Genomic DNA, 19,510 nt, shown 5'->3' with positions numbered 1-19,510 from the left:
ACCTTGTTGAAAACCACAAAAACCATACTCTTGCCAATATTCCAGTAATCTATCCGGTAGCTTCCCTCTAAATTTTTCTACAATTTCTGGTCGGCAATCAACCGTCGCAAAGGGATATCCAAACTTTTGCAAAAAGTACTCAAAATCTTCATCTAACTCAAACTTATACGGCATGATTATTTACACCTTGTTAATTCGACATTCATTTTTGCATCAGCCCCGAGGTTACTTAATGCATTCCTAGCAGCAGCATCCATACTCGTCACTCGACTCTGTCTAGGTAGTTGATTATCCAATGATGGATCTATACCAGTCTTAGGCCATTGCGAACCTAATGATGAATTGACTCTCTTGTCACCAAAACCGGTGATTTTATCATCTCCGCCGGCAATCAAATCAGGATCATGTAATGCGGCCAAATCCTTCATCGTGTTTTTAGCCTTTTCTAAAGCTAAACGCTCAGCTTCAACACTTGATATCCCTTGGCCTCGATACTCTTTAGTAGCTATTTTTTTTAATTTCTCGAAATAGTCATCTCGTGCTTTTCTCTGAGCTGAACCATTATTTGTTAGTATCTGCCGGGCTTTTTTTGAACCATGTATTTTGACTAACTCAGCCAATCTTTCTCTGTTTTCTAGGTACTTACCAACAGTCATCTTATTTATACCATCTTGTTGGTTTTTTAGCTGTTTATCAAATTCTGCTGCAAGTCCTTCCCTATCGTTTTTAAAGGATTTTTTCAAAGCATCACCAGGTTTAAAGCATGGTAATTTTAATTTTTTCATCACTTTAAATGCTGTAGAACCAAAAGCCCCAACACCATTCATGCTTGCCGTGCCATGAGGAACCTTTAAGGTCGATAGCTTTAATCCTGCTTTTACACCTGTCGCTAAATCTATCACATGCGAACCTGTATTCGCACCAAGTTCAAACATGTCACCAGTGATAGCATGATCTATGGTTTCAGAAGCCCACTTTTTGCCACCTTCCCACATTGCAAGTCCAGTTTCACCTAAGCGAATTTTCGCTTCAATATCCCCCTTAAATTGAGCATCAAATAAATCGGAAGCTAAGCCCTTAGCGCTATTGAATGTATTACTTATATTGCCATAGGGGTCCAGTAAAAATTCTGATAACCCTAGTATGGACTCATAACCCGCTCCTATACCAAAGACCCCTGCAGGACTGACTCTACTGAGCTTATTAACAGCATTGGCAATACCCGCTCGATTATCTACAAGATATTGATTTGCTGACTCAAATATATTCTTTCCGTCATTACAACTCAATTCTAGCGGATCAACCCATTGCAAAGAGTTAGGTACGAATCGGTTCGGGTCGAGTTCGCCAAGCAAGTCCCCCTCTTTACAACTCAACCCTAGCGGGTCGACCCATTGCACGGGGTTGGGGGCGTATTGGTACGGGTTGATGCCACCGAGCAGGCCGATGGGATCTTGGTGAATGAAGCGCCCAACGGTGGGATCGTAATAACGGAAGCGGTTGTAGTGCAGGCCCGATTCCACGTCATAATACTGGCCTTGAAAACGCAACGGGTTGGTGATGCGTTCAATGGTTAGACTGGCGACGCCCTCGGTGCTGTAGTCGGCCTGCCACGCAATATCGCCGTGTTGATCAGTTAGTGCCAGCGGGGTGCCGAGATGATCAAGCTGGTAGTAATAGATCTCACCCAGTGCAATAAGGGCGACGGGTTTGAAGCTGCCCAGTTCGTAGAGATACCAGCGATATTCGCCATTACAGTGCTCGCCGATTAACTGATCCCCATCCCACAGGTAATCAATCCGCTGGCTTTCGCTGATTTTGGCGCTGCGACGACCAAGGGCATCGTAATGGTACTGGGTATATTTACCGGATTTTCTGAAACTGGTGAGCTGGTTTAAGCCATTGAACCGACGCTGCTCGTTGCCTTGTTGGCTACACGTTTTAACTTGGTTACCAAAACCATCGTAACGATAATGAGTATCGTGCCATTGCTCTAGGCGATCCTGAGTCACACATACCGCACTATCAGCCCCTTCCCCTGCGGTATTTTGTGGGTTGCCAAAGCTATCAAAGGCAAACAGAATTTCTGGCTGATGGGGTAGCTGGCTACTGGTAAGCTGATCTAACACATCAAACTGATACTGGCTCGCACCCTGCTCGCTGTCTTCGATGCCCACCAGCTGATCAGCCGCATTATAGCGATAGTCACGCTGATACTCGGCTCGGTGTGGATGAAGTCGTTGCTGCTGTTGCAAACGCCCCAGTACATCAAACTGTTGTAGGCAAGTAATGCCATTGCCCTGTCGGCGCTGAATTTCTCGCCCACAACTGTCAAAATCACGTTCACAAACAGTCTGCCCGTCCCAGTCAATGGCCACCAGCAGACCTTGGCTGTTATAGCGATAATGAACTTGATGGTCGCCCGGCAGGCAGGTTGCGATACGCCGACCAGCATTGTCATAACTATGCTGGATCCGCCAGTTATCTTGCCAAACCTCGCTAGGCTGGCCATTGGCATGATAATCAACATGGATTTTACGTTGGGCATTGTTGGCGTTCCGTAGCCGCCCCAGTTTGTCATACTGGAAATAATTGGCATCGGTAATGCCTGCTACACTACAGCTTTGCTCAATGACCCGGCCGCACTCATCACGCCGAAGCCGGATGAAACGCTCACCCTGCTCACTGAGACTAATCAGCTTGCCTTGCTCATCATACTGGTACTGCTGAGTACGGCCATCAAAGCCAACCGTCTGGATGATCCGCTCCTCGCTATCATAAACCAATTGATAGCGCGCACCGTCACTACGCTCAATACCAGTTAGGTTGCGCTCGCTATCATATTCGAACGCAAGCCAACTCCCATCAGGACGAATGTGTCTGGTAGGCTGGGCCAATCCCTCATAGATAAAATGATGGCTGCGGCCTATCGTATCGGTAAATACCGTCGGGCGGCCAGCCCAGTCGTATTCAATATACTGATGGCGAACCTCATTCGGCTGTTCCTGTGCATATTGGGTGATCTCAACAACCTGCCCGTTACGCTCACGACGATACTGGGTCACCCAGCCATCATGACTAACCATACCGTTGATTTCACCCAGCAAATCATAGCTGTAACGTGTTATAGCATCACCGTCTTGCACGGCTGCCAACTGACCTTGCGCATTCCACCAATACCGCAGGCTCCGCCCGTCTGACTGGGTGATATGAGTGATCCGGCCATAGCGGTCATACTGATAATGTTTCTCAAGCCCACAAGGATTATGTTGGCTCAATAAGCGCCCAAAACTGTTATAGTCGTTACGCCACGCTTGACCTTCACTGTCTATCGTCAGGATCACTTGCCCAAGCCGGTTATAGCGATAACGAGTCAAACCGCCATCTGGAGCCTGCTCTTCGTACAATTGACCATAGCGGTTGTAGCGGTAATAGGTTGCCGTTCCGTTGGGAGAGATCTCGGCAATTTTGCGAGATCGGTTATCATAGCGGTACTGCCAACGGTGACCGAGCGGGGACACCTTACACAATAGCCGCCCTTGGGCATTATGTTCAAAGCGCCATTGATTGCCCAAACTGTCGGTACTGGTGGCGGTATGCGCTTCAAGATCATATTCAAAGCGATAATGGTAATTCCCCTCATCCCCCCACTGGGCGCAACATCGCGCGGTAGCGCCTTGGCCGAGCCATTCAAAATAGTGACTGAATCCGGAAGGACGAGTACGCTGGACTAATAGATGCTGATCATAACGATATTTTTCAACTTGTTGCTGACGATTACTCGCCTCACACAAATCGTTTTCGGCATCGTAATGATAATGAGCCAGCACCTGGGGGGAATGATGCCCAACGCGGATACCACGTTGCACGAGCTCTCCCTCGCTAGCAGGACTTTGAACTTCAATGAGGTTACCGCCGGCATCATAACGTAATTCAAGCTGCTGGCAGCCGTTAGCGGCAATATGCACTAAACGGCCATTGCTAGAGTAACTCAATTGATATTGTAGAGTTTCATTTTCCCTGAGCCGCTCCAGTACCCAGCGGGAATGCTGATAACCAAAACGTAACTGCCGACCATCATTCAGTGTTAAACGATAATAACCGCGGGGATCATGAAAGATACTCGCCCCGGCAGTAAGTTGGTAACCCACGGCTCCCGCCGCTACATCATCAAAGATCAATAAATCACCCAGATGATCGACAAAATGCCACTGGGTAACGCCGTCATCGGCTCGTACAATAGGCGTTAACTCAAAATGGAAGTTACTTCGCCAACCATAGCCTAAGCCCACGTTCTGGTGACATAAACTCGAGCGGTACACCCGCTCCCAACGGATAGCCGCACTACCTGTTAGCTGAATATCCGTCAGAGTCAGTATTTCTTCCCCTGTCGCCATAGAAACAGGATCGCCACAATAGGCCATCTCATCAGGAGAAGCCGTTGTCGGGGTATCTGAAATACGATTTTCAGCAACGGGGGCGACATCCTCCCGCCCCCCTTGGCCCGTCACTTTTTTTGTAGTCTTGGCGAGTTGTTCCATAACCGTTGGCTGGTGAACAATTACTGGCTCAACTTCCGGAACCTCATAAACCCACAGTTGTTTATTAAATAGTGCTTTTGCAAGGGTTTCTTTAGCCTGATTAAATGCACCGTGCCCAATAGCCCGAGCTTTTACCTCTGCATGAAAATCAAGCAGCCCCAAAACAGCAAGTAAGTCAGCACCAGGCGCGGCCCTTAGACGGGCGAACTTCTCTATATGAAGCTTTGCCAGCTGTAACGTATCAAATCGAATAGGGATATTCTTAGAATTAGCATGCTCTGATATAGCAAATTGATACGCCTTGCCATCATTGGCTTTAAGCTGCAGTAATATGAGTCCGTCCATGTTATTCCACTATCATCCACTATGGTTGCCAAGCGTATAAGGCAGCGCCTCTGTAGAGCTTTTCTGAGATTTCCAACTGCAATGTCGGGAGCTGATACTCTCCGCGCTGGTAACGCGCATAGAGATGTAGCAAGTTATACAGTCCAGAGCATGCGCCTAATTCTCCGGTTAGCGCTCCACTCATGACAATCTGGGTAAATTCTCCAACACATCCGTGAAGATGTTGATATGCGCCAGCCCACTCTTCAGCAGAACCTCGCCCTCCATCATAAGGGGCATAGAATTGATGGATTGGCTGACCACATGCATGCTGATAACGTTGAAACAATGCCATCACAGCAGCCGTTGCCGCTTTGTCTCTCGTTCTGGCCTCATAAGATAACCATGGGCGGATCAGTCCACTGGCAGATGTAAAGACCTTAAGGGCGATAACACTCTCTGAAGCAACTATTCCATCTTCCACGTCTTGCAGGCAGGCAGTGCTAAAAGGTAACGAACTTAAGCGGGGATCACTGTCTAGCGCTAAAACCCACACTCCTGAGTGGCACTCTTGCGACAACAAACGTTCAATCTGCTGCCAAGCAAGGAGCATGGCACTGCGCCCATAAGGATATAAATAGCAATGAGTGTGTGCTGCCAATGCAGGAATCGCCTGACAAAGATAAGGATATAGAGCTTGATGCTGGCTTTGATCAACAGTTCCCAGCTGTGGTAACAACACCAAAATAGGTGCCGATAACCAATCAATATCCAACGTGCATACTGTCGATTTTAATATTTCCGTCAAGCGCGATAGATAATCACCTGCGCTAAGTGGAACAATCGGCAAAGCCAGAACCGACTGGCTATTAACAATTATCGGTTCTGGCTCAATTATCAAGTCTGAGTGCAAGCCCAACACTTTTTCATAGTTATTATCGCTGCCAACCCATAGGCAGTGTGATTCGACAGTATAGGCCATCAATATCAACCAATAGTGACACTAGGATTTCCCGATACAACTGAGCCACCATGACTGGTTGGCTCACCCATTCGGGCTGCTGGCTTACCATTAATCAATACCGATCCAGAGCCGCCTTTAATTGTGTCAGGAGGCCCTATACAAACCAGCATGTCACCCTCGCGCGCAGCAGGCAAACCACCAATAAAAACATTCCCTGACCCAGTAGCAACAGGGCCACCAACATGCGGAATTTTGTCTGTTTGATCTGGACAGGTGTGATAACATGAAATCGTTGCAGCTGCTTTTCCCATTCCATCGCTACCGCCTGCGCTTCATCGTCAGACGGCACTCCTATTTATTAAATAATATGATTTTAAGATCGAGTAATGTGATTTAGTTAAGCGCGATAGAAGCCGCTTTCAACGCAATTTTGCTACCATTGATACTGATATTGGTTCCTTTTATATCAACAGAACCATCGCTCGATAATGTCAAAGATGCACCACCAGATTTCAGGGTTATCTTACTACCAGCATCAATTACCAACTCTTTTCCGATAGTTTCATTCTGGTTTTTATCTACCTTCGAGGTAAAATTATTCTTAACTGCACGCTGTAAATTATTTTCAACAGTCAGCGCTGCATTATTCTTTACCGTCTGGGAACTGTCATTTTCAACCGTCAGTACAGAATTATTTTTTATCGTATGAAAACTGTCATTTTCAACCAAGATTTGATGATTATGCTCAACCACTAATTGATGATCTTTCTCGGCATGCATATAAAAAAGTTCGTTGCCTTTATCATCATCAAAGCGAATTTCATTAAAGTTGTCACCACCACCCTTTTTCGTCGATCGAGATTTTATCCCACTGACAGTTTTCTTATCTGGCAGGGCATAAGGTGGCATTTGATCACCGTTATATAATGCACCACTAATAATTGGTTGATCCGGGTCTCCATCCAGAAACTCCACCAACACTTCCTGCCCAACTCGAGGAAAAAAGAATGCACCCCAACGGTTTCCCGCCCAGTTTTGCGCCACACGAATCCAACACGAGCTAGTACTGTCCGACTTCCCTTCACGATCCCAATGAAATAGCACTTTCACTCGACCATATTTATCAATACAAATTTCTTCGTCTTTATCACCCGTGACACAAGCGGTCTGTGCCCCATAAACTCGTGGTTTAGGCGTCAATGCCAGTGGCCGATATACTGTCTCTTTCGGCACACAGGAAAACTGATTCTGAATAGTCTGAGAAAGGCTTTTACTCGAACCGGTTTGGCTAGTAATCGATATCTCCATACTCAACTGAGTAATCAAGAAGCCTTTTCCTATTAAACGTTTATCTTCGTGTGCTTTAAAAGTGAAAATTTTTCCAGCGCTAAAACTTCGGCAATTACTACCACCGGATGAAAGTTGAGTATCACGCTGCAAAGCATCAAGGGCCAGACTGGCAACATCCTTAGCACGTAAGTTAAACTCGGAACCTGCTTGATATTCGTAGACTTCTGTTGCTGCTTGCTGAGTTGTGAGACTCGTATTGGCATGCGTACCCTGTGGTTTTTCCGTTGGCTTAATAAAATCAAACCCCTGCTTCACACTGCTACCTGGCGTTACCTCTAACCCACTAGACCAAGTATGGATATGCGCTTCAGATAAACTACCTGTAGTAAACTCCACTTGTGCTTCAGCACAATCTTTATATGCCGTAATATCATCGGCCAATACTATATAGTGATTACTTTTATCATGCGTGAAAAAATAAAATATGCCTTCTTGCTCTAGTAATCTAGTCGCAAAATCCAAATCAGATTCGTGGTATTGAACCTTATATTCATATCTTGGATATGTCTTATTAAGTTTACTCTGTACTTTAACACCATGCCCAGAAAAAATTTGATTAACTATTTCTTTAACGTTTAATTTCTGAAATATCCGGCAGTTTGTCCGCTGCGCCATAAAGTGACAAGCTGGACTTATTTCTAAGACATAATCTTGATACTTTTCACCATCAGCATGTGCCGTAACTCGGCTCCCAACAGAACGAATAGCTGTAACAACACCGTTTAAGTAACGCTCCAATACTGAAGATTGAACATTATAAAGTAATGTTATAGTAACAGACTTTCCAATGAGATCATCTGCACTAATTAGTTGCCCATTTGTATAAACATGAGCTTGGATAGAAAAAAGCATTGAGATACCTTCCTGTATCTCCACCTTTGTTATATGCAAAACATCCTTACCAAGCGGTGTATCTATGCGTATGATGTTTTTATCTTGCGTTGCTTTTATCATTAAATTTCTATCCAAAAGAATTATGAAAATAAAATACGGGATAGACTATTTTTTCTACCCCGTAATCATTCTCTTGCTTACATTTGTTGACCTTTAACGCCACTGTAACCATAAACAAGCGGTGCTTGAACGTTGTTCATGTCATCTGTTGGAGTTACTGTCATCATCATCTCTGTATAAGAAATTGTGATAGTTTCAACTGGACGATCGTTTTGAATTGAAACACTGTAATTAGAAATCATGGCATCAGTAAGTTCGATTTTCATGATTTCTTCTACTTTTTCACCTTGCTTTGTAATATGGAAAACCGCTGGCTTACCTTTACCGATAGTCGCTTCCTTGAACAAATCAGGTGACGCCTTATCTTGCAGCTTAGTAATAGTCATATCATAAAGACGAGTTGAACTTGCTTCACGATCCTGAGCTGTACCTGTATATGACGTAATTTCTCGACCAACACTCCAATCAACAGATAGCAAAGTAATCATATCTTTGTACTGTTCAGCGGTCGCTTCGCCTTTAATATCGGCATATTTCAGGTAAGTATTCGCTTGCATGCTAATCTCCTATAGCATTACGGGGTTATCCCTAAATGGGCTTTCAATAAGAACACCATCAATTTGTTATTGATGATTTATCTATTAGTGAATTTCACACTTTGAGTAATGACAAAACAGTTATTAGATAATAATAAACAATAAACACATAAAGTAATTGTCATTAGGCCTAATACATTATCCATCACCACAACAATGTAGGTAAGAAATAATAAATTAAATCATGAATTGCATCGCAATATTTTATCTAACTATGCTTTCAATCATTTAAATTCTATCTTATAACTGCCACTTTCAATATCCACATGTACACTTTCAAAATGCTCATTATCCGCCAAACGCTCCAATATGCTTGTTGACAATATTGGCAATAAGACATTTTGAAGATTATTTTGAATTGCACGAGCACCTGAATTACTATCAAAGCAATGTTCATTTAGGTATGAAACGACTCTATCTGCATAATTAAATGTTGCATTATAATGCTCAGAAATACGCATTCCAATCCGATCCAACTGTAAGTGAATTATATTCGCTAAGACTTCGGTCGATAATGGAACAAATGGAATTACATTTATCCTGCCTAGGAATGCCGGTTTGAAAACATTAAGAAGATCATCCTGCAGTGCTTGCTTCAACCCTTCGATAGAAGGTGCTGTATCAGCATCCTCAAACAAATCTATCGTAGTATCCGTACCTACATTGGAAGTCATGATAATAATGGTATTCTTAAAATCAATATCACGTCCTTCACCATCTTTGATCGTACCTTTATCAAATACCTGATAAAAAATATCCTGTACGCCTGGATGAGCTTTTTCCATTTCATCAAGCAATACTACGCCATAAGGTTTTCGCCTAACCGCTTCGGTTAAGATCCCGCCTTCTCCAAAACCAACATAACCAGGAGGTGACCCCAATAGAAGAGACACTTTATGCTCTTCTTTAAATTCCGACATATTAATAACAGTGACATTATCTTCACTACCGTATACCTGTTCAGCCAAAGCTAACGCAGATTCAGTTTTACCTACCCCGCTTGGCCCAGTAAGAAGAAAGACACCATTCGGCTTACGCTCGTCATTTAATTGCGCGCGGGCGGTCTGCACCACTTTCGCCATCAAATCCAAGGCATGATCTTGCCCAATTACACGGGCTTTCATACGGTCACTTAAAGTGAGAACTGTTTCAATTTCATCACTTTGCATTCTTCCCAGCGGAATGCCCGTCCAATCTGATATCACCTCAGCCACTAACACTTCATCAACCTCAAGAAATACCATCGGCTCACTGTTTGCATTTAGCGTCTGTTTAATCGCTTGCAACTGGGCTTTCTGTCCATTCTCTGTATCCGATCCAGTCGCCAGACTATCGTCAGAACTACTATCTTCATTAATATCAAGATTACTCAGCCTATCCACCAATTTAGCCGACAGTATTTTTGCCTGCTCAACCAAACCAGCCTCATCATGCCACAATACCTCTGCCTGAGTATGCGCTAGCTCCACTTCATGAAGCTTTTCATACAGCGCGCACATTTTGTCTTGGTGATCACTCCCTGTAATCTGTTCCCTTTCCAACACGGCAATTTCATCTTTCAGCTGCTGCTGCTGCCGACGAAGAGTTTCAACTCGCCCTGGGATACTGGCTTGACTCATCGCAACCCGAGCACAGGCCGTATCTAATAGCGCCACGGCCTTATCTGGCAATTGGCGTCCGTTGATATAGCGGCTTGACAATTTCACGGCTGCTTGCAACGCTTTATCCGTAATCGCAACATTGTGATGAGCAGCCATGACAGGCAATAATCCTCGTAACATCACAATAGCTGTCGCTTCATCAGGCTCCTCAACTTTAACGACCTGGAAACGGCGTGTTAATGCTGCATCCTTCTCGAAGTACTTCTTATATTCAGCCCATGTGGTCGCCGCAATTGTACGAAGTTCACCACGGGCTAACGCCGGTTTCAAAATATTGGCCGCATCATTCTGACCCGCCTGACCACCACTACCGATCATAGTATGGGCCTCATCAATAAAGAGAATTATTGGCTCAGGAGATGCCTTAACTTCTTTAATAATACCCTTCAAGCGATTTTCAAATTCCCCTTTCATCCCGGCACCTGCCTGAAGTAGAGCGAGATCAAGAACACGAATGGAAACAGCTTTTAAGGCATCAGGAACATCATCTTGGCTAATCCGTTGGGCCAAACCTTCCACTACCGCGGTTTTACCCACTCCAGCTTCCCCTGTAAGAATCGGATTATTCTGACGCCGACGCGTCAAAATATCGATCATCTGACGAATCTCATTATCACGCCCTAAAATAGGGTCTATAGCTCCTAGCCGAGCCTGCTCCGTCAGATCTATCGTATATTGTGCTAAAGCGGGGGCGGATGTTGACGATAAGGTATTCGTTACATCATCACTAGTTGCAACAACTGACTCAGCAGAACGTTCTGCAAGTGTTGGCCAAGCAGACAGCAATTGAGCGGGATCTATATGTTCTAACGAGCGAGCATCGCGTAATACCAAAGACCCTAAACTATCATCTTTGAGTAACACATAAATAATATGTACGGTGCGGATCTGTTGATCACCAAAATCAATCGATGCTGCAAGCCATGCCGAACGCAATAACGTAACAAGATGCGGAGATAAACCTGGTGTAGCGCTATTTCCCGTTTTCAGTTTTTCCAAACTAAGCTGTAGTTCACTGTGTAACACTGGTAACGAAAAATCAAAGCTCCCTGCAATAACCGCTAAGTCACCGTCTTGTTCTTCTACCATAGCAGACAACCAGTGTTGGATTTCAACACTAAAATGACTACGGCTATTACACAGCGCGGCTCCCGTCTCGAGCTGTTTTTGACAGTGTGGTGAGAGTTTATCGACCAGTGATTTCAACGTCATCGTTGACATGTAACATCCCTTATTTTGAATAAATTTCAACTAATACCCTAAATACATTCTCGCTAAACGAATATCGTAATATCGATTGGGTATTAAACTTTCCATGCCGTTACAACGACACTTAACCTACCGGAATCTTAAGAACCTTATCCTTTATATGATGACTACTCATTAATGCCACTCCCAAACCGAGGCCTACACCATGATTATTCAAACTGGCTACGGGTAAATTTTGATAAGCAGTTACCAAACGCCAACTGACATGAATCGAGGGTGATAAATAGTGGCTTACAATCTGCTTCATTGTTTGTAATAACGGTCCTTGGTTCATCAACATCGCAGCTTTTTCACGCTCGTTAACGTGAAGCTCGATATCTATTGCCGATGACAAATCCCATACCCTCTGCCCCAGCATGCTACTCACGCCCAGCTGTGCGTGCTGCCCTTCAGGCTGTAGACGAGACCCTAAACAGGTCTGTTCAGATGGAGAAAGTTGCAGCCAACGGCCAACAAACTCCTTTATTTCTACCTGACAGCCGCCGATTAATGTCAAAATCTGACGCAAACTCTGGCTATTGCGTATAGTCTTAGCCAATAGCCCTCCCATAAATACATCCAAATTATGAGTAGCCCCTGTCAGTGCATGTAACACCGAATCAATAATTGACTCTTTACCGTTTAAATATCGTTCATGCTGAATGGGATATTGATATTTTTCCCAAGATCTATACTGCAACGAAATTAAACGGTGGTTAAACATGTCAAAAAACTCACGGATCGCGACATCTTTTAAACGTGCTCTTTGCATCACTAACTCAGTATAATGACGAGGTAATGCTCCGCTTGGCCCCGTTAATCCCATGAAGTTTATATTAATATCCAATCGTTTGACGCCACTATCGCTGCTTGTCTCGCGAATGGATTCAATCGCTGTGCCCGCAAACCCTAAAGTTTGACAAGCCTTAAAACGAATACATTCATTATTAGGCAAAGTATCAGTGCCCAATTCATTGCTCTCTCCAATTTCTGACATCTGCCGCTGCAACGAATATACCGAGCGATAGAAGTCATCACGATCTATATATCCTATTAATTGCGTTATATTCACAGTAACACCTTTCCGCCAGCACATGCAGGCCAACGATACTGCCAATCAAGCTGCCCTCTAAAGCTGACACTTAACCGCGTAAAACTATTTACTGCAGTAAATTGAGAGAAAAATTGGGAAAGGATACAACCAAAGAAAAACAGGTTGGCACCAGAGAGTTCATTGTTACAAAACTCTAGTAATATATCGTTACCATGACAGAATCCAACACGCCCATCCTGCACAACACGCGCACTAGCAGGTGTCACCAACATCGCAGTGATGGCTTCAATCAGCATCTTACTTTGCGGTGTCTGCTCAAAATCATACAGCTTTAACGTTTCTTTGAGCGTTTCCAAGCCGTGTTCACCAGAAAATTGATTTAAAGTTAGATGCTTGGCAAACTGCCAACGGGTACTTTCAAGCAATTTAGGTCTCATCGGCTGAGTCAATGCGGTAAGACAGCGTACCTCTTTCAATGAATCACTACGTAACCTCACATCCATTACAGGTTGCCCACCGCCAAAAGGTAAGCGAGCTGGTAAATTACGATTACTACACAATGCATTAATCGTAACTAACCAATGCTCGTATTCATCCACATCTACCGGTTTCGTGTGAGTATCCACAATGGATAGATACGTTTCGCAACCAGGTTCATCATGCCCGCTAGCCCAACTTGAATGCTCACGCCGCAGCGTCCAGTACATGTCATTTTCTGTCAAATAGTTAGCTTGTCCAACGCCATAAAATGGAGCAACATTCACGCAGTTGTCATTTTTATCATATGCTTTAACTTCATTGATCCGAATCACTTCACAAATATCAGCATCCCCGTATTGAGGAATCAACTGATACTCATCCTGAACAGGTTGCAACGTAAATGATTCAAGTTGCTGCTCAAACAAATTAATAATCGGAGTGCAACCTAACAATACATTGTCGGCTGTTACTTGCTTTGGTAAAAAGTCATTACTTTCATTAAAGTAGATATAAATATCGACTTCATTATTATCGCCTAGCCAATCAGGTTCGAGATCCCGCAATTCAAAAAATAAAAACTTTTCCGGAAACAAAAAATGTTCAACTAACAGCCTATAACCACTAAAGCTCCGTTTGTGATAGGGCACCACTTCATGTTCATCTTCAAAACCGACACTCACAACGTGACGCCCTTGAAGATAGTGACTCGCTTCAGACGATCCTTTCGGAGCGATAGCGATACCCACCATTGACCTAAACAACAACTGATAAAGGCTATAACTGAGCTGCGCCTGCCCATTGAGATAAAAGCGCAAATTTCTGATACCCAGCTTAAAGAGTGGAGTACTTTCAAATTCACCGCTTAACGTGAGCTTCAGTACCGATTGTGCTTGTGTTTTAAAATTTGCACACGGCGCTTTAAAGGGCGCATTTTCAAAGGCCGCCTTCGTCACCTCCACAGGCCATAACTCCGTATCGTAACAAGTTGTAAAATGACATGATTTGTATCCATCTACATGACCCTGAACTTCGCTACCACGGGGCAATATAAAACCATGATCATTGATATTCTGGGTCGTCATTTTAATAATTGCCATAGAAGGAATTGTTGCGTGGTAATCTGGATATAACTGTCCAATGAGTGCTTCCGTTAACTCCGGGAAACTATCATCCAGACATCGCCGAGTTTGCGCCGTCAGCAATGCAAAACTTTCAACTAATCGAGAAACATGTGGATCCTCCACATGTTCATCACTGAGCTTTAATCGACCTGCGACCTTTGGATAACGCTTTGCAAAATCAGCCCCCATATGCCGAATATAGGAAAGTTCGCGGTTATAGTACTTGAGTATCTCATCACTCATAGTTATGGCTCACTAATTCGAATACCTAAACAAATTGGCTCAATCTCTGAATCAAAAGTGACTTCTTCTGCCTCGGGTGTTGCATGAAATAACGCATGGATCCGCAACCTAAGAATTCGATCAACCGGTTCATCGTCCCCGACAACTGTTACCGCTACATCAGCAAATCTGGGCTCAAATTTTCGAATAGTATCTTCGATTATATGGCAGAGGGCTTGACGACCATCCAAAGAACTCAGAGGCATGGCGGAAAAATCAGGCAGACCGTAAGAAAATAGCGAACAATTCAATTCAGGATAATACTTTGACCACACATGCCAATGCACCTTTGCATTTAGCAAATTTTCTAAATCACGTCGCACGCTATGGCGCATATCCCTCCATGTAAACGGCCTATTTGTGTTGGCCATATTTTCAGGTGCATCATCTAACAGCCGATCTAACAAAGAGGGAACTAAGGCTTGGCTAGCTTTCATTCTTCAGCCAACCGTTAAACGACAAGCGGAACAGTCTTATTTATTCGCTGAATTTGTGATAAGACCACTGCCTCATCACCAAACAAATACATCTTCTGCCCAACACCAGAATAAATATTTGTTCCAAAAATTTCACGCCAATCAGTTTCTCTTCCCAATTTTTCGGCATCTGTTTGGCTATTAATATATGTCATTGGGATAAATGCCTCACCACATAAACCACCATCAATTTCGATATCAACCTTACGCCACACATGTTCAATTAGAGATGTCACTGGCATCATCTCTAAACGTATCAATGCATCAAACGGAACAAGATAATACTTTCCATCAGTACCAAATAGCTCTAAAAAACCAGCCAATGTATCATCAAGATCGCGTAATGTGTCACGATATTCCCCATCTATCTCCATAGGTATATTTACGCGATTTTTTTCAAGTTGTTCTGCGCTTTGGATGAAATTTTCAACGTGGTTTTCTCTGTACGCTAGACGCATTCGCAGTAATGATGTAAATGCCTCATCAACATCTTTAACCAAATTAGCAGTCGCGGCCCCACCGTCAAAATCAAGCCTAGCCTGAGCTGCACGGATCAACTGCCTTAGATTAGTGGCTCCAATCAAACAATCAGGATTCTGCTTAATTAACAAATTAAGTTGCTTATCTGCCCTTTCGTATTGACCATCAATGCATAAGAGCTCAATAAAGCTACTCCGTAAATCAACATCTTGTGGAGTTTCCTGCAACTGACTAGCCAGTAACTCTAGTGCTTCGCTTAATTTTGCTTGTTGAATTAATGTATGCAATGTCTTCATTATATTATCACCCAGTATTACTTTGATTTGGTGCGAGTTCAGTAATCAGACGAATACTCGAAACCATCTGATCAAGTTGAAAATGTGGTCGTAAATGAATAATCGAATAATAATGACCTGGACGCCCAGACTTTTCTTTTACCTGTATACGCGCTTCATTCAATGGATAACGAGATCTGACTTCATCGGATGCTTCATCTGACGCTGTCGTATAATTAAATAACCAACGCTGAAATTCAGTCTCAATACTTTCTGCCGTAGCATACATACCGACCTTATCTCTCCCCATTACTTTTATATAATGAGCAAATCGTGATGCGCATAATATATATTGTAACATTGAAGACAAGCGCGCATTTACCTGTGCTCCCAATGACTCATAATGCTTTGGCAAATTAACCGAGGCATTACTAAAAAAAACCAAATGTTCAGTATGGGGTAAAGGAGATATAGGGATAAAACCACAATCTGATAACTGCTTTTCCAATCTGTCACCTACTTGCAAATCTACAGATGGCTTACTCTGACGAAGTCGCCGTGTCAAATTAAAGCTGGCAGATGGTAAATTAAATACCAGTCCACGGTTATATCTTCCAGGTTGTAACCCTCTGATTTGACTAAACCATCCAGATTCAGAAAATGCTTTTAATACTACACTTGCAAAACCATAAGCAGCATTCCCCCATAAATGTTCTGTCTGAGGATCTATAATATTCTCTTTAAAATAAAACTCTTCCTTACGTGAACCATCTTGTTCATACGGCTCACGCATTAAAATATGTGGCATGACAAGTCCCAAAAAACGAGCATCTTCCATTTTTCTCAGGCTACGCCAATTATTATATTCCGGCTGTGAAAACTGGGACTGAATATCACTGACACTTGCTAATTCCGTATAATTATCAACACCAAACAGTGCTGGTTCAGCCGCTGTCACAAATGGAGCAAAAGCTGCTGCTGCTGTATTACTAATTCCCATTAAGGTATCAATATCATTAGTTGGAATACCAGCTTTAGGTTTATGAGAAACCTGATAATCGCCAATTAACAATCCAAATGGTTCTCCACCAGGCATATTAAATTCGTTATTATAAACTAAACGAAACAAATCACTCTGATCAAATTCAATCGCCCGCCCCATATCACGGCTAAGCTCTTTCCATGTTAAATTCAATAGCTTTATTTTACATACTAGCTCACTATCAAACTCTTCCACCTGGTCAGTTAGATATACTAACCCACGCCAACTTGCCTCCAACTTTTGAAAACAATCATCGTGCAATATACAATTTAGCTGTTCATTTATTTTTGCATCAATACCCTTAATTGAGCGTAACAGCAGCAAGCGGATACTTTGACGATTACACGTTGACCAACAGAAATCCCCCTCTTTTTCCAGCCAAATCCGCAGTGCCCAATAATCATCTTTATTATCCAGGAACTGATCGACAATATCTGTCTGGGCACACCACGCTGCGTCACCTGTGGCAGGCTGAATATCTGCCTCTAACTGTTCAATATCAATAAAACGAAGCGTTGATTGCATCTCGACATCCTGTCCAAAACAGGTAACTGGTATTTCCAGTTACCTGTCTTATCGCTTATCAGCCAATTTCAGGGATCTTAGCTACTAACCGCAACGATGTTGTTAGTTCTTCCATTTGTAACCATGGACGTAACCATGCAATCGCATTATAAGCCCCCGGCTGACCCGGTATTTCTTTAACCTTCACTTTGGCATCTGCCAATGGATATTTTGCCCGAATTTCTTGACCACCGCCTTCAGACGCATTGACGTAAGATAAAATCCAACGGTTAAGCCAAGCTTCGACCTCATCCGCTTCCATGTAACTACCAATTTTATCTCGAGCCATAACCTTCAGATAATGAGCAAATCGCGATGTCGCCATCATATAAGGAAGACGTGCTGAAATGGCCGCATTCGCTGTTGCTTCTGGTGTACTGTGAATCTCAGGTTTCTGGCAAGTTTGAGCGCCAAAAAAGACGGCATAATTCGTATTTTTATAATGGCAAAGAGGTAGAAATCCCAATTTACCCAATTCCGCTTCTCGACGATCTGTAATACCAATTTCAGTCGGACATTTTAGATCTGGATCACCATCATCACTTACGAAAATATGAGAGGCCAAATTATCAACTCTACCCCCACCTTCCGCACCACGTATTGCCGTACAAAATCCGTACTTAGCAAAGGCATTCGTTAAACGTGAACCTAATACATAAGAAGAGTTCATCCAGCAGTAGTCTTCATGATCGGCATTCAACGCGAATCCCGTAACAGGATCAAGGCTAAACTCCTCGTAACGGAATTCTTCAATTGGCGTAGTCGCTTCACCGTAAGGCAAACGCGCAAGTACTCGAGGCATTGTCAACGTTACAAAACGAGAGTCATCACTTTCTCGGAAAGAACGCCATTTTATATACTCAAGAGACTCAAATACTTTCTCTAAATCACGAGGCTTAGATAATTCAGACCACTGATCAAAACCAAATAATGCAGGAGAAGCCGCTGACAAAAATGGTGCAAAACCTGCCGCTGCCACGTTCGACATCAAGCTCAATGTTTCTATATCTTCCGGGTGGTTAGTAAATTCATAATCCCCGATAAGCGCACCATAGGGCTCTCCACCAGGAGTTCCAAACTCAGCTTCATAGACTTTCTTAAATACCTGACTCTGATCAAACTCTACCGCTTTGCTTAAATCTTTATGTAATTCTTTTTTAGTCATGCTAAGCATGCGAATTTTTAGCGTTTGACTAGTCTCTGAATTCATTACAAGGTGGTTGAGCCCACGCCAGCTACCTTCAAGCTTCTGAAATTGTTCTTGATGCATAATTTCAGCTAGCTGGGTTGATATCGTATTATCCAACGCAGCAATCGCCTCACGGAACGTTATCGTTAAATTCTTATTCCACGTAACCGTACCTTTCATCGCCTCTTCTGTTAAAGTACGTAATAATTCTTCTGCGCGAGAACTTTCAGTTTGTTTCGTGGCAGAGATCGCTTTTGCCAATAATGATCCCGTATTTTCTTCAACAGTGGCATCAAGCTGTTCAAATGCTTGAGTATTCATTGAGCCGACTCCTTGGTACCTTTGTGCAATTCATCAGATAGCTTTTGTAAGTCAGATGTATTATTCAACACTGCTTCCAACAAATTTTCTAACTCTTCTGAACGATCAACTTTTGTCATTAAATCACGAAGTTTATTACGAGTTTCCATCAACTTACGTAATGGCTCAACTTGATTAACAATAGCGGCCGGTTCAAAATCTGCCATTGATGAAAAAGTTAAATTAATATCCATTCTGGTATTGTCATTAGTCAATTTATTATCAACACGGAAATTTAACTTTGGACTCATTCTATTAAGTACATCATCAAAATTATCCCTATCAATCTGAATAAAACGACGGTCTTTTATCGGCTTAATCGCATCTGTATTTTGCCCTGCAAAATCGCCCATGACACCAACAACAAACGCTAATTCCTTTTTAACGCTTGAGCCTTCTGTTTCAACATCATAGGTAATATGTACCCTTGGCTTACGTACCCGTGATAATTTCCCGTGGATACTTCCCATTAGAATCTCCCTATTTATAATTACTAACTCTGATAGTTCAGTCTTCTAACCGTGATTAACTACAATACGGTATTACACA

The 19,510-nt window shown here is 43.1% G+C and carries 14 protein-coding genes; all 14 read right to left on the bottom strand.

The features are described from left to right. Window positions 1–174 (bottom strand): GAD-like domain-containing protein (locus ABT56_RS18220; protein WP_047880331.1); only part of this gene is annotated, 174 nt, incomplete at its 3' end. A 2-nt stretch (window positions 175–176) separates the two neighbouring features. Continuing rightward, window positions 177–4,886: an RHS repeat-associated core domain-containing protein gene (locus tag ABT56_RS18215; RefSeq protein ID WP_053062552.1), complete on the bottom strand. Its 4,710-nt coding sequence runs from the start codon at window positions 4,884–4,886 to the stop codon at window positions 177–179. A gap of 19 nt (window positions 4,887–4,905) precedes the next feature. Next, the gene (locus ABT56_RS18210; RefSeq protein WP_047880330.1) at window positions 4,906–5,847 is read right to left on the bottom strand and encodes a hypothetical protein; all 942 of its coding nucleotides are present in this window, start codon (window positions 5,845–5,847) and stop codon (window positions 4,906–4,908) included. A 5-nt stretch (window positions 5,848–5,852) separates the two neighbouring features. Then, the gene (locus ABT56_RS23700; RefSeq protein WP_047880329.1) at window positions 5,853–6,140 is read right to left on the bottom strand and encodes a PAAR domain-containing protein; all 288 of its coding nucleotides are present in this window, start codon (window positions 6,138–6,140) and stop codon (window positions 5,853–5,855) included. A gap of 82 nt (window positions 6,141–6,222) precedes the next feature. Continuing rightward, complete coding sequence (locus tag ABT56_RS18200) at window positions 6,223–8,133, bottom strand: type VI secretion system Vgr family protein (protein WP_047880328.1); 1,911 nt, start codon at window positions 8,131–8,133, stop codon at window positions 6,223–6,225. A 77-nt stretch (window positions 8,134–8,210) separates the two neighbouring features. After that, window positions 8,211–8,690, bottom strand: a complete 480-nt coding sequence (locus ABT56_RS18195) for an Hcp family type VI secretion system effector (protein WP_047880327.1) — start codon at window positions 8,688–8,690, stop codon at window positions 8,211–8,213. 263 nt (window positions 8,691–8,953) lie between these two features. Then, window positions 8,954–11,611 carry a type VI secretion system ATPase TssH gene (gene tssH, locus ABT56_RS18190; protein WP_047880326.1) on the bottom strand — a complete coding sequence of 886 codons (2,658 nt, stop codon included), beginning with the start codon at window positions 11,609–11,611 and terminating at the stop codon, window positions 8,954–8,956. A gap of 112 nt (window positions 11,612–11,723) precedes the next feature. Continuing rightward, window positions 11,724–12,710, bottom strand: a complete 987-nt coding sequence (tssG, locus tag ABT56_RS18185; RefSeq protein ID WP_053062551.1) for a type VI secretion system baseplate subunit TssG — start codon at window positions 12,708–12,710, stop codon at window positions 11,724–11,726. Beyond that, window positions 12,707–14,536 (bottom strand): type VI secretion system baseplate subunit TssF, encoded by a 1,830-nt coding sequence (gene tssF / locus ABT56_RS18180; RefSeq protein ID WP_047880325.1) that lies wholly within the window; start codon window positions 14,534–14,536, stop codon window positions 12,707–12,709. Before tssF ends, tssG begins: the two co-directional genes overlap by 4 nt. A 2-nt stretch (window positions 14,537–14,538) precedes the next feature. Further along, window positions 14,539–15,012: a type VI secretion system baseplate subunit TssE gene (gene tssE / locus ABT56_RS18175; protein WP_047880324.1), complete on the bottom strand. Its 474-nt coding sequence runs from the start codon at window positions 15,010–15,012 to the stop codon at window positions 14,539–14,541. A gap of 14 nt (window positions 15,013–15,026) precedes the next feature. Next, window positions 15,027–15,827 carry a type VI secretion system accessory protein TagJ gene (locus ABT56_RS18170; protein WP_047880323.1) on the bottom strand — a complete coding sequence of 267 codons (801 nt, stop codon included), beginning with the start codon at window positions 15,825–15,827 and terminating at the stop codon, window positions 15,027–15,029. A 7-nt stretch (window positions 15,828–15,834) separates the two neighbouring features. Further along, on the bottom strand, window positions 15,835–17,373 hold the full coding sequence (gene tssC / locus ABT56_RS18165; protein ID WP_053062549.1) for a type VI secretion system contractile sheath large subunit: 1,539 nt from the start codon (window positions 17,371–17,373) through the stop codon (window positions 15,835–15,837). Between the two features lie 58 nt (window positions 17,374–17,431). Beyond that, window positions 17,432–18,922, bottom strand: a complete 1,491-nt coding sequence (gene tssC, locus ABT56_RS18160; protein ID WP_047880322.1) for a type VI secretion system contractile sheath large subunit — start codon at window positions 18,920–18,922, stop codon at window positions 17,432–17,434. After that, a complete protein-coding gene (gene tssB / locus ABT56_RS18155) occupies window positions 18,919–19,431 on the bottom strand; it encodes a type VI secretion system contractile sheath small subunit (protein WP_047880321.1) in 513 nt (170 codons plus the stop codon). Before tssB ends, tssC (ABT56_RS18160) begins: the two co-directional genes overlap by 4 nt. Between the last annotated feature and the right edge of the window lie 79 nt (window positions 19,432–19,510).

The organism is Photobacterium aquae, assembly GCF_001029445.1.
Classification (GTDB): domain Bacteria; phylum Pseudomonadota; class Gammaproteobacteria; order Enterobacterales; family Vibrionaceae; genus Photobacterium; species Photobacterium aquae.
Note: the sequence above shows the minus strand (reverse complement) of the source record. Positions and strands in the feature narration are given on the sequence as shown.

What these genes read in the sequence shown, in the direction of transcription:
- ABT56_RS18215 (WP_053062552.1), bottom strand. Translation starts at nt 4,886, where the DNA reads ATGGACGGACTCATATTACTGCAGCTTAAAGCCAATGATGGCAAGGCG.
- ABT56_RS18210 (WP_047880330.1), bottom strand. Translation starts at nt 5,847, where the DNA reads ATGGCCTATACTGTCGAATCACACTGCCTATGGGTTGGCAGCGATAAT.
- ABT56_RS23700 (WP_047880329.1), bottom strand. Translation starts at nt 6,140, where the DNA reads ATGGGAAAAGCAGCTGCAACGATTTCATGTTATCACACCTGTCCAGAT.
- ABT56_RS18200 (WP_047880328.1), bottom strand. Translation starts at nt 8,133, where the DNA reads ATGATAAAAGCAACGCAAGATAAAAACATCATACGCATAGATACACCG.
- ABT56_RS18195 (WP_047880327.1), bottom strand. Translation starts at nt 8,690, where the DNA reads ATGCAAGCGAATACTTACCTGAAATATGCCGATATTAAAGGCGAAGCG.
- tssH (WP_047880326.1), bottom strand. Translation starts at nt 11,611, where the DNA reads ATGTCAACGATGACGTTGAAATCACTGGTCGATAAACTCTCACCACAC.
- tssF (WP_047880325.1), bottom strand. Translation starts at nt 14,536, where the DNA reads ATGAGTGATGAGATACTCAAGTACTATAACCGCGAACTTTCCTATATT.
- tssE (WP_047880324.1), bottom strand. Translation starts at nt 15,012, where the DNA reads ATGAAAGCTAGCCAAGCCTTAGTTCCCTCTTTGTTAGATCGGCTGTTA.
- ABT56_RS18170 (WP_047880323.1), bottom strand. Translation starts at nt 15,827, where the DNA reads ATGAAGACATTGCATACATTAATTCAACAAGCAAAATTAAGCGAAGCA.
- tssC (WP_053062549.1), bottom strand. Translation starts at nt 17,373, where the DNA reads ATGCAATCAACGCTTCGTTTTATTGATATTGAACAGTTAGAGGCAGAT.
- tssC (WP_047880322.1), bottom strand. Translation starts at nt 18,922, where the DNA reads ATGAATACTCAAGCATTTGAACAGCTTGATGCCACTGTTGAAGAAAAT.
- tssB (WP_047880321.1), bottom strand. Translation starts at nt 19,431, where the DNA reads ATGGGAAGTATCCACGGGAAATTATCACGGGTACGTAAGCCAAGGGTA.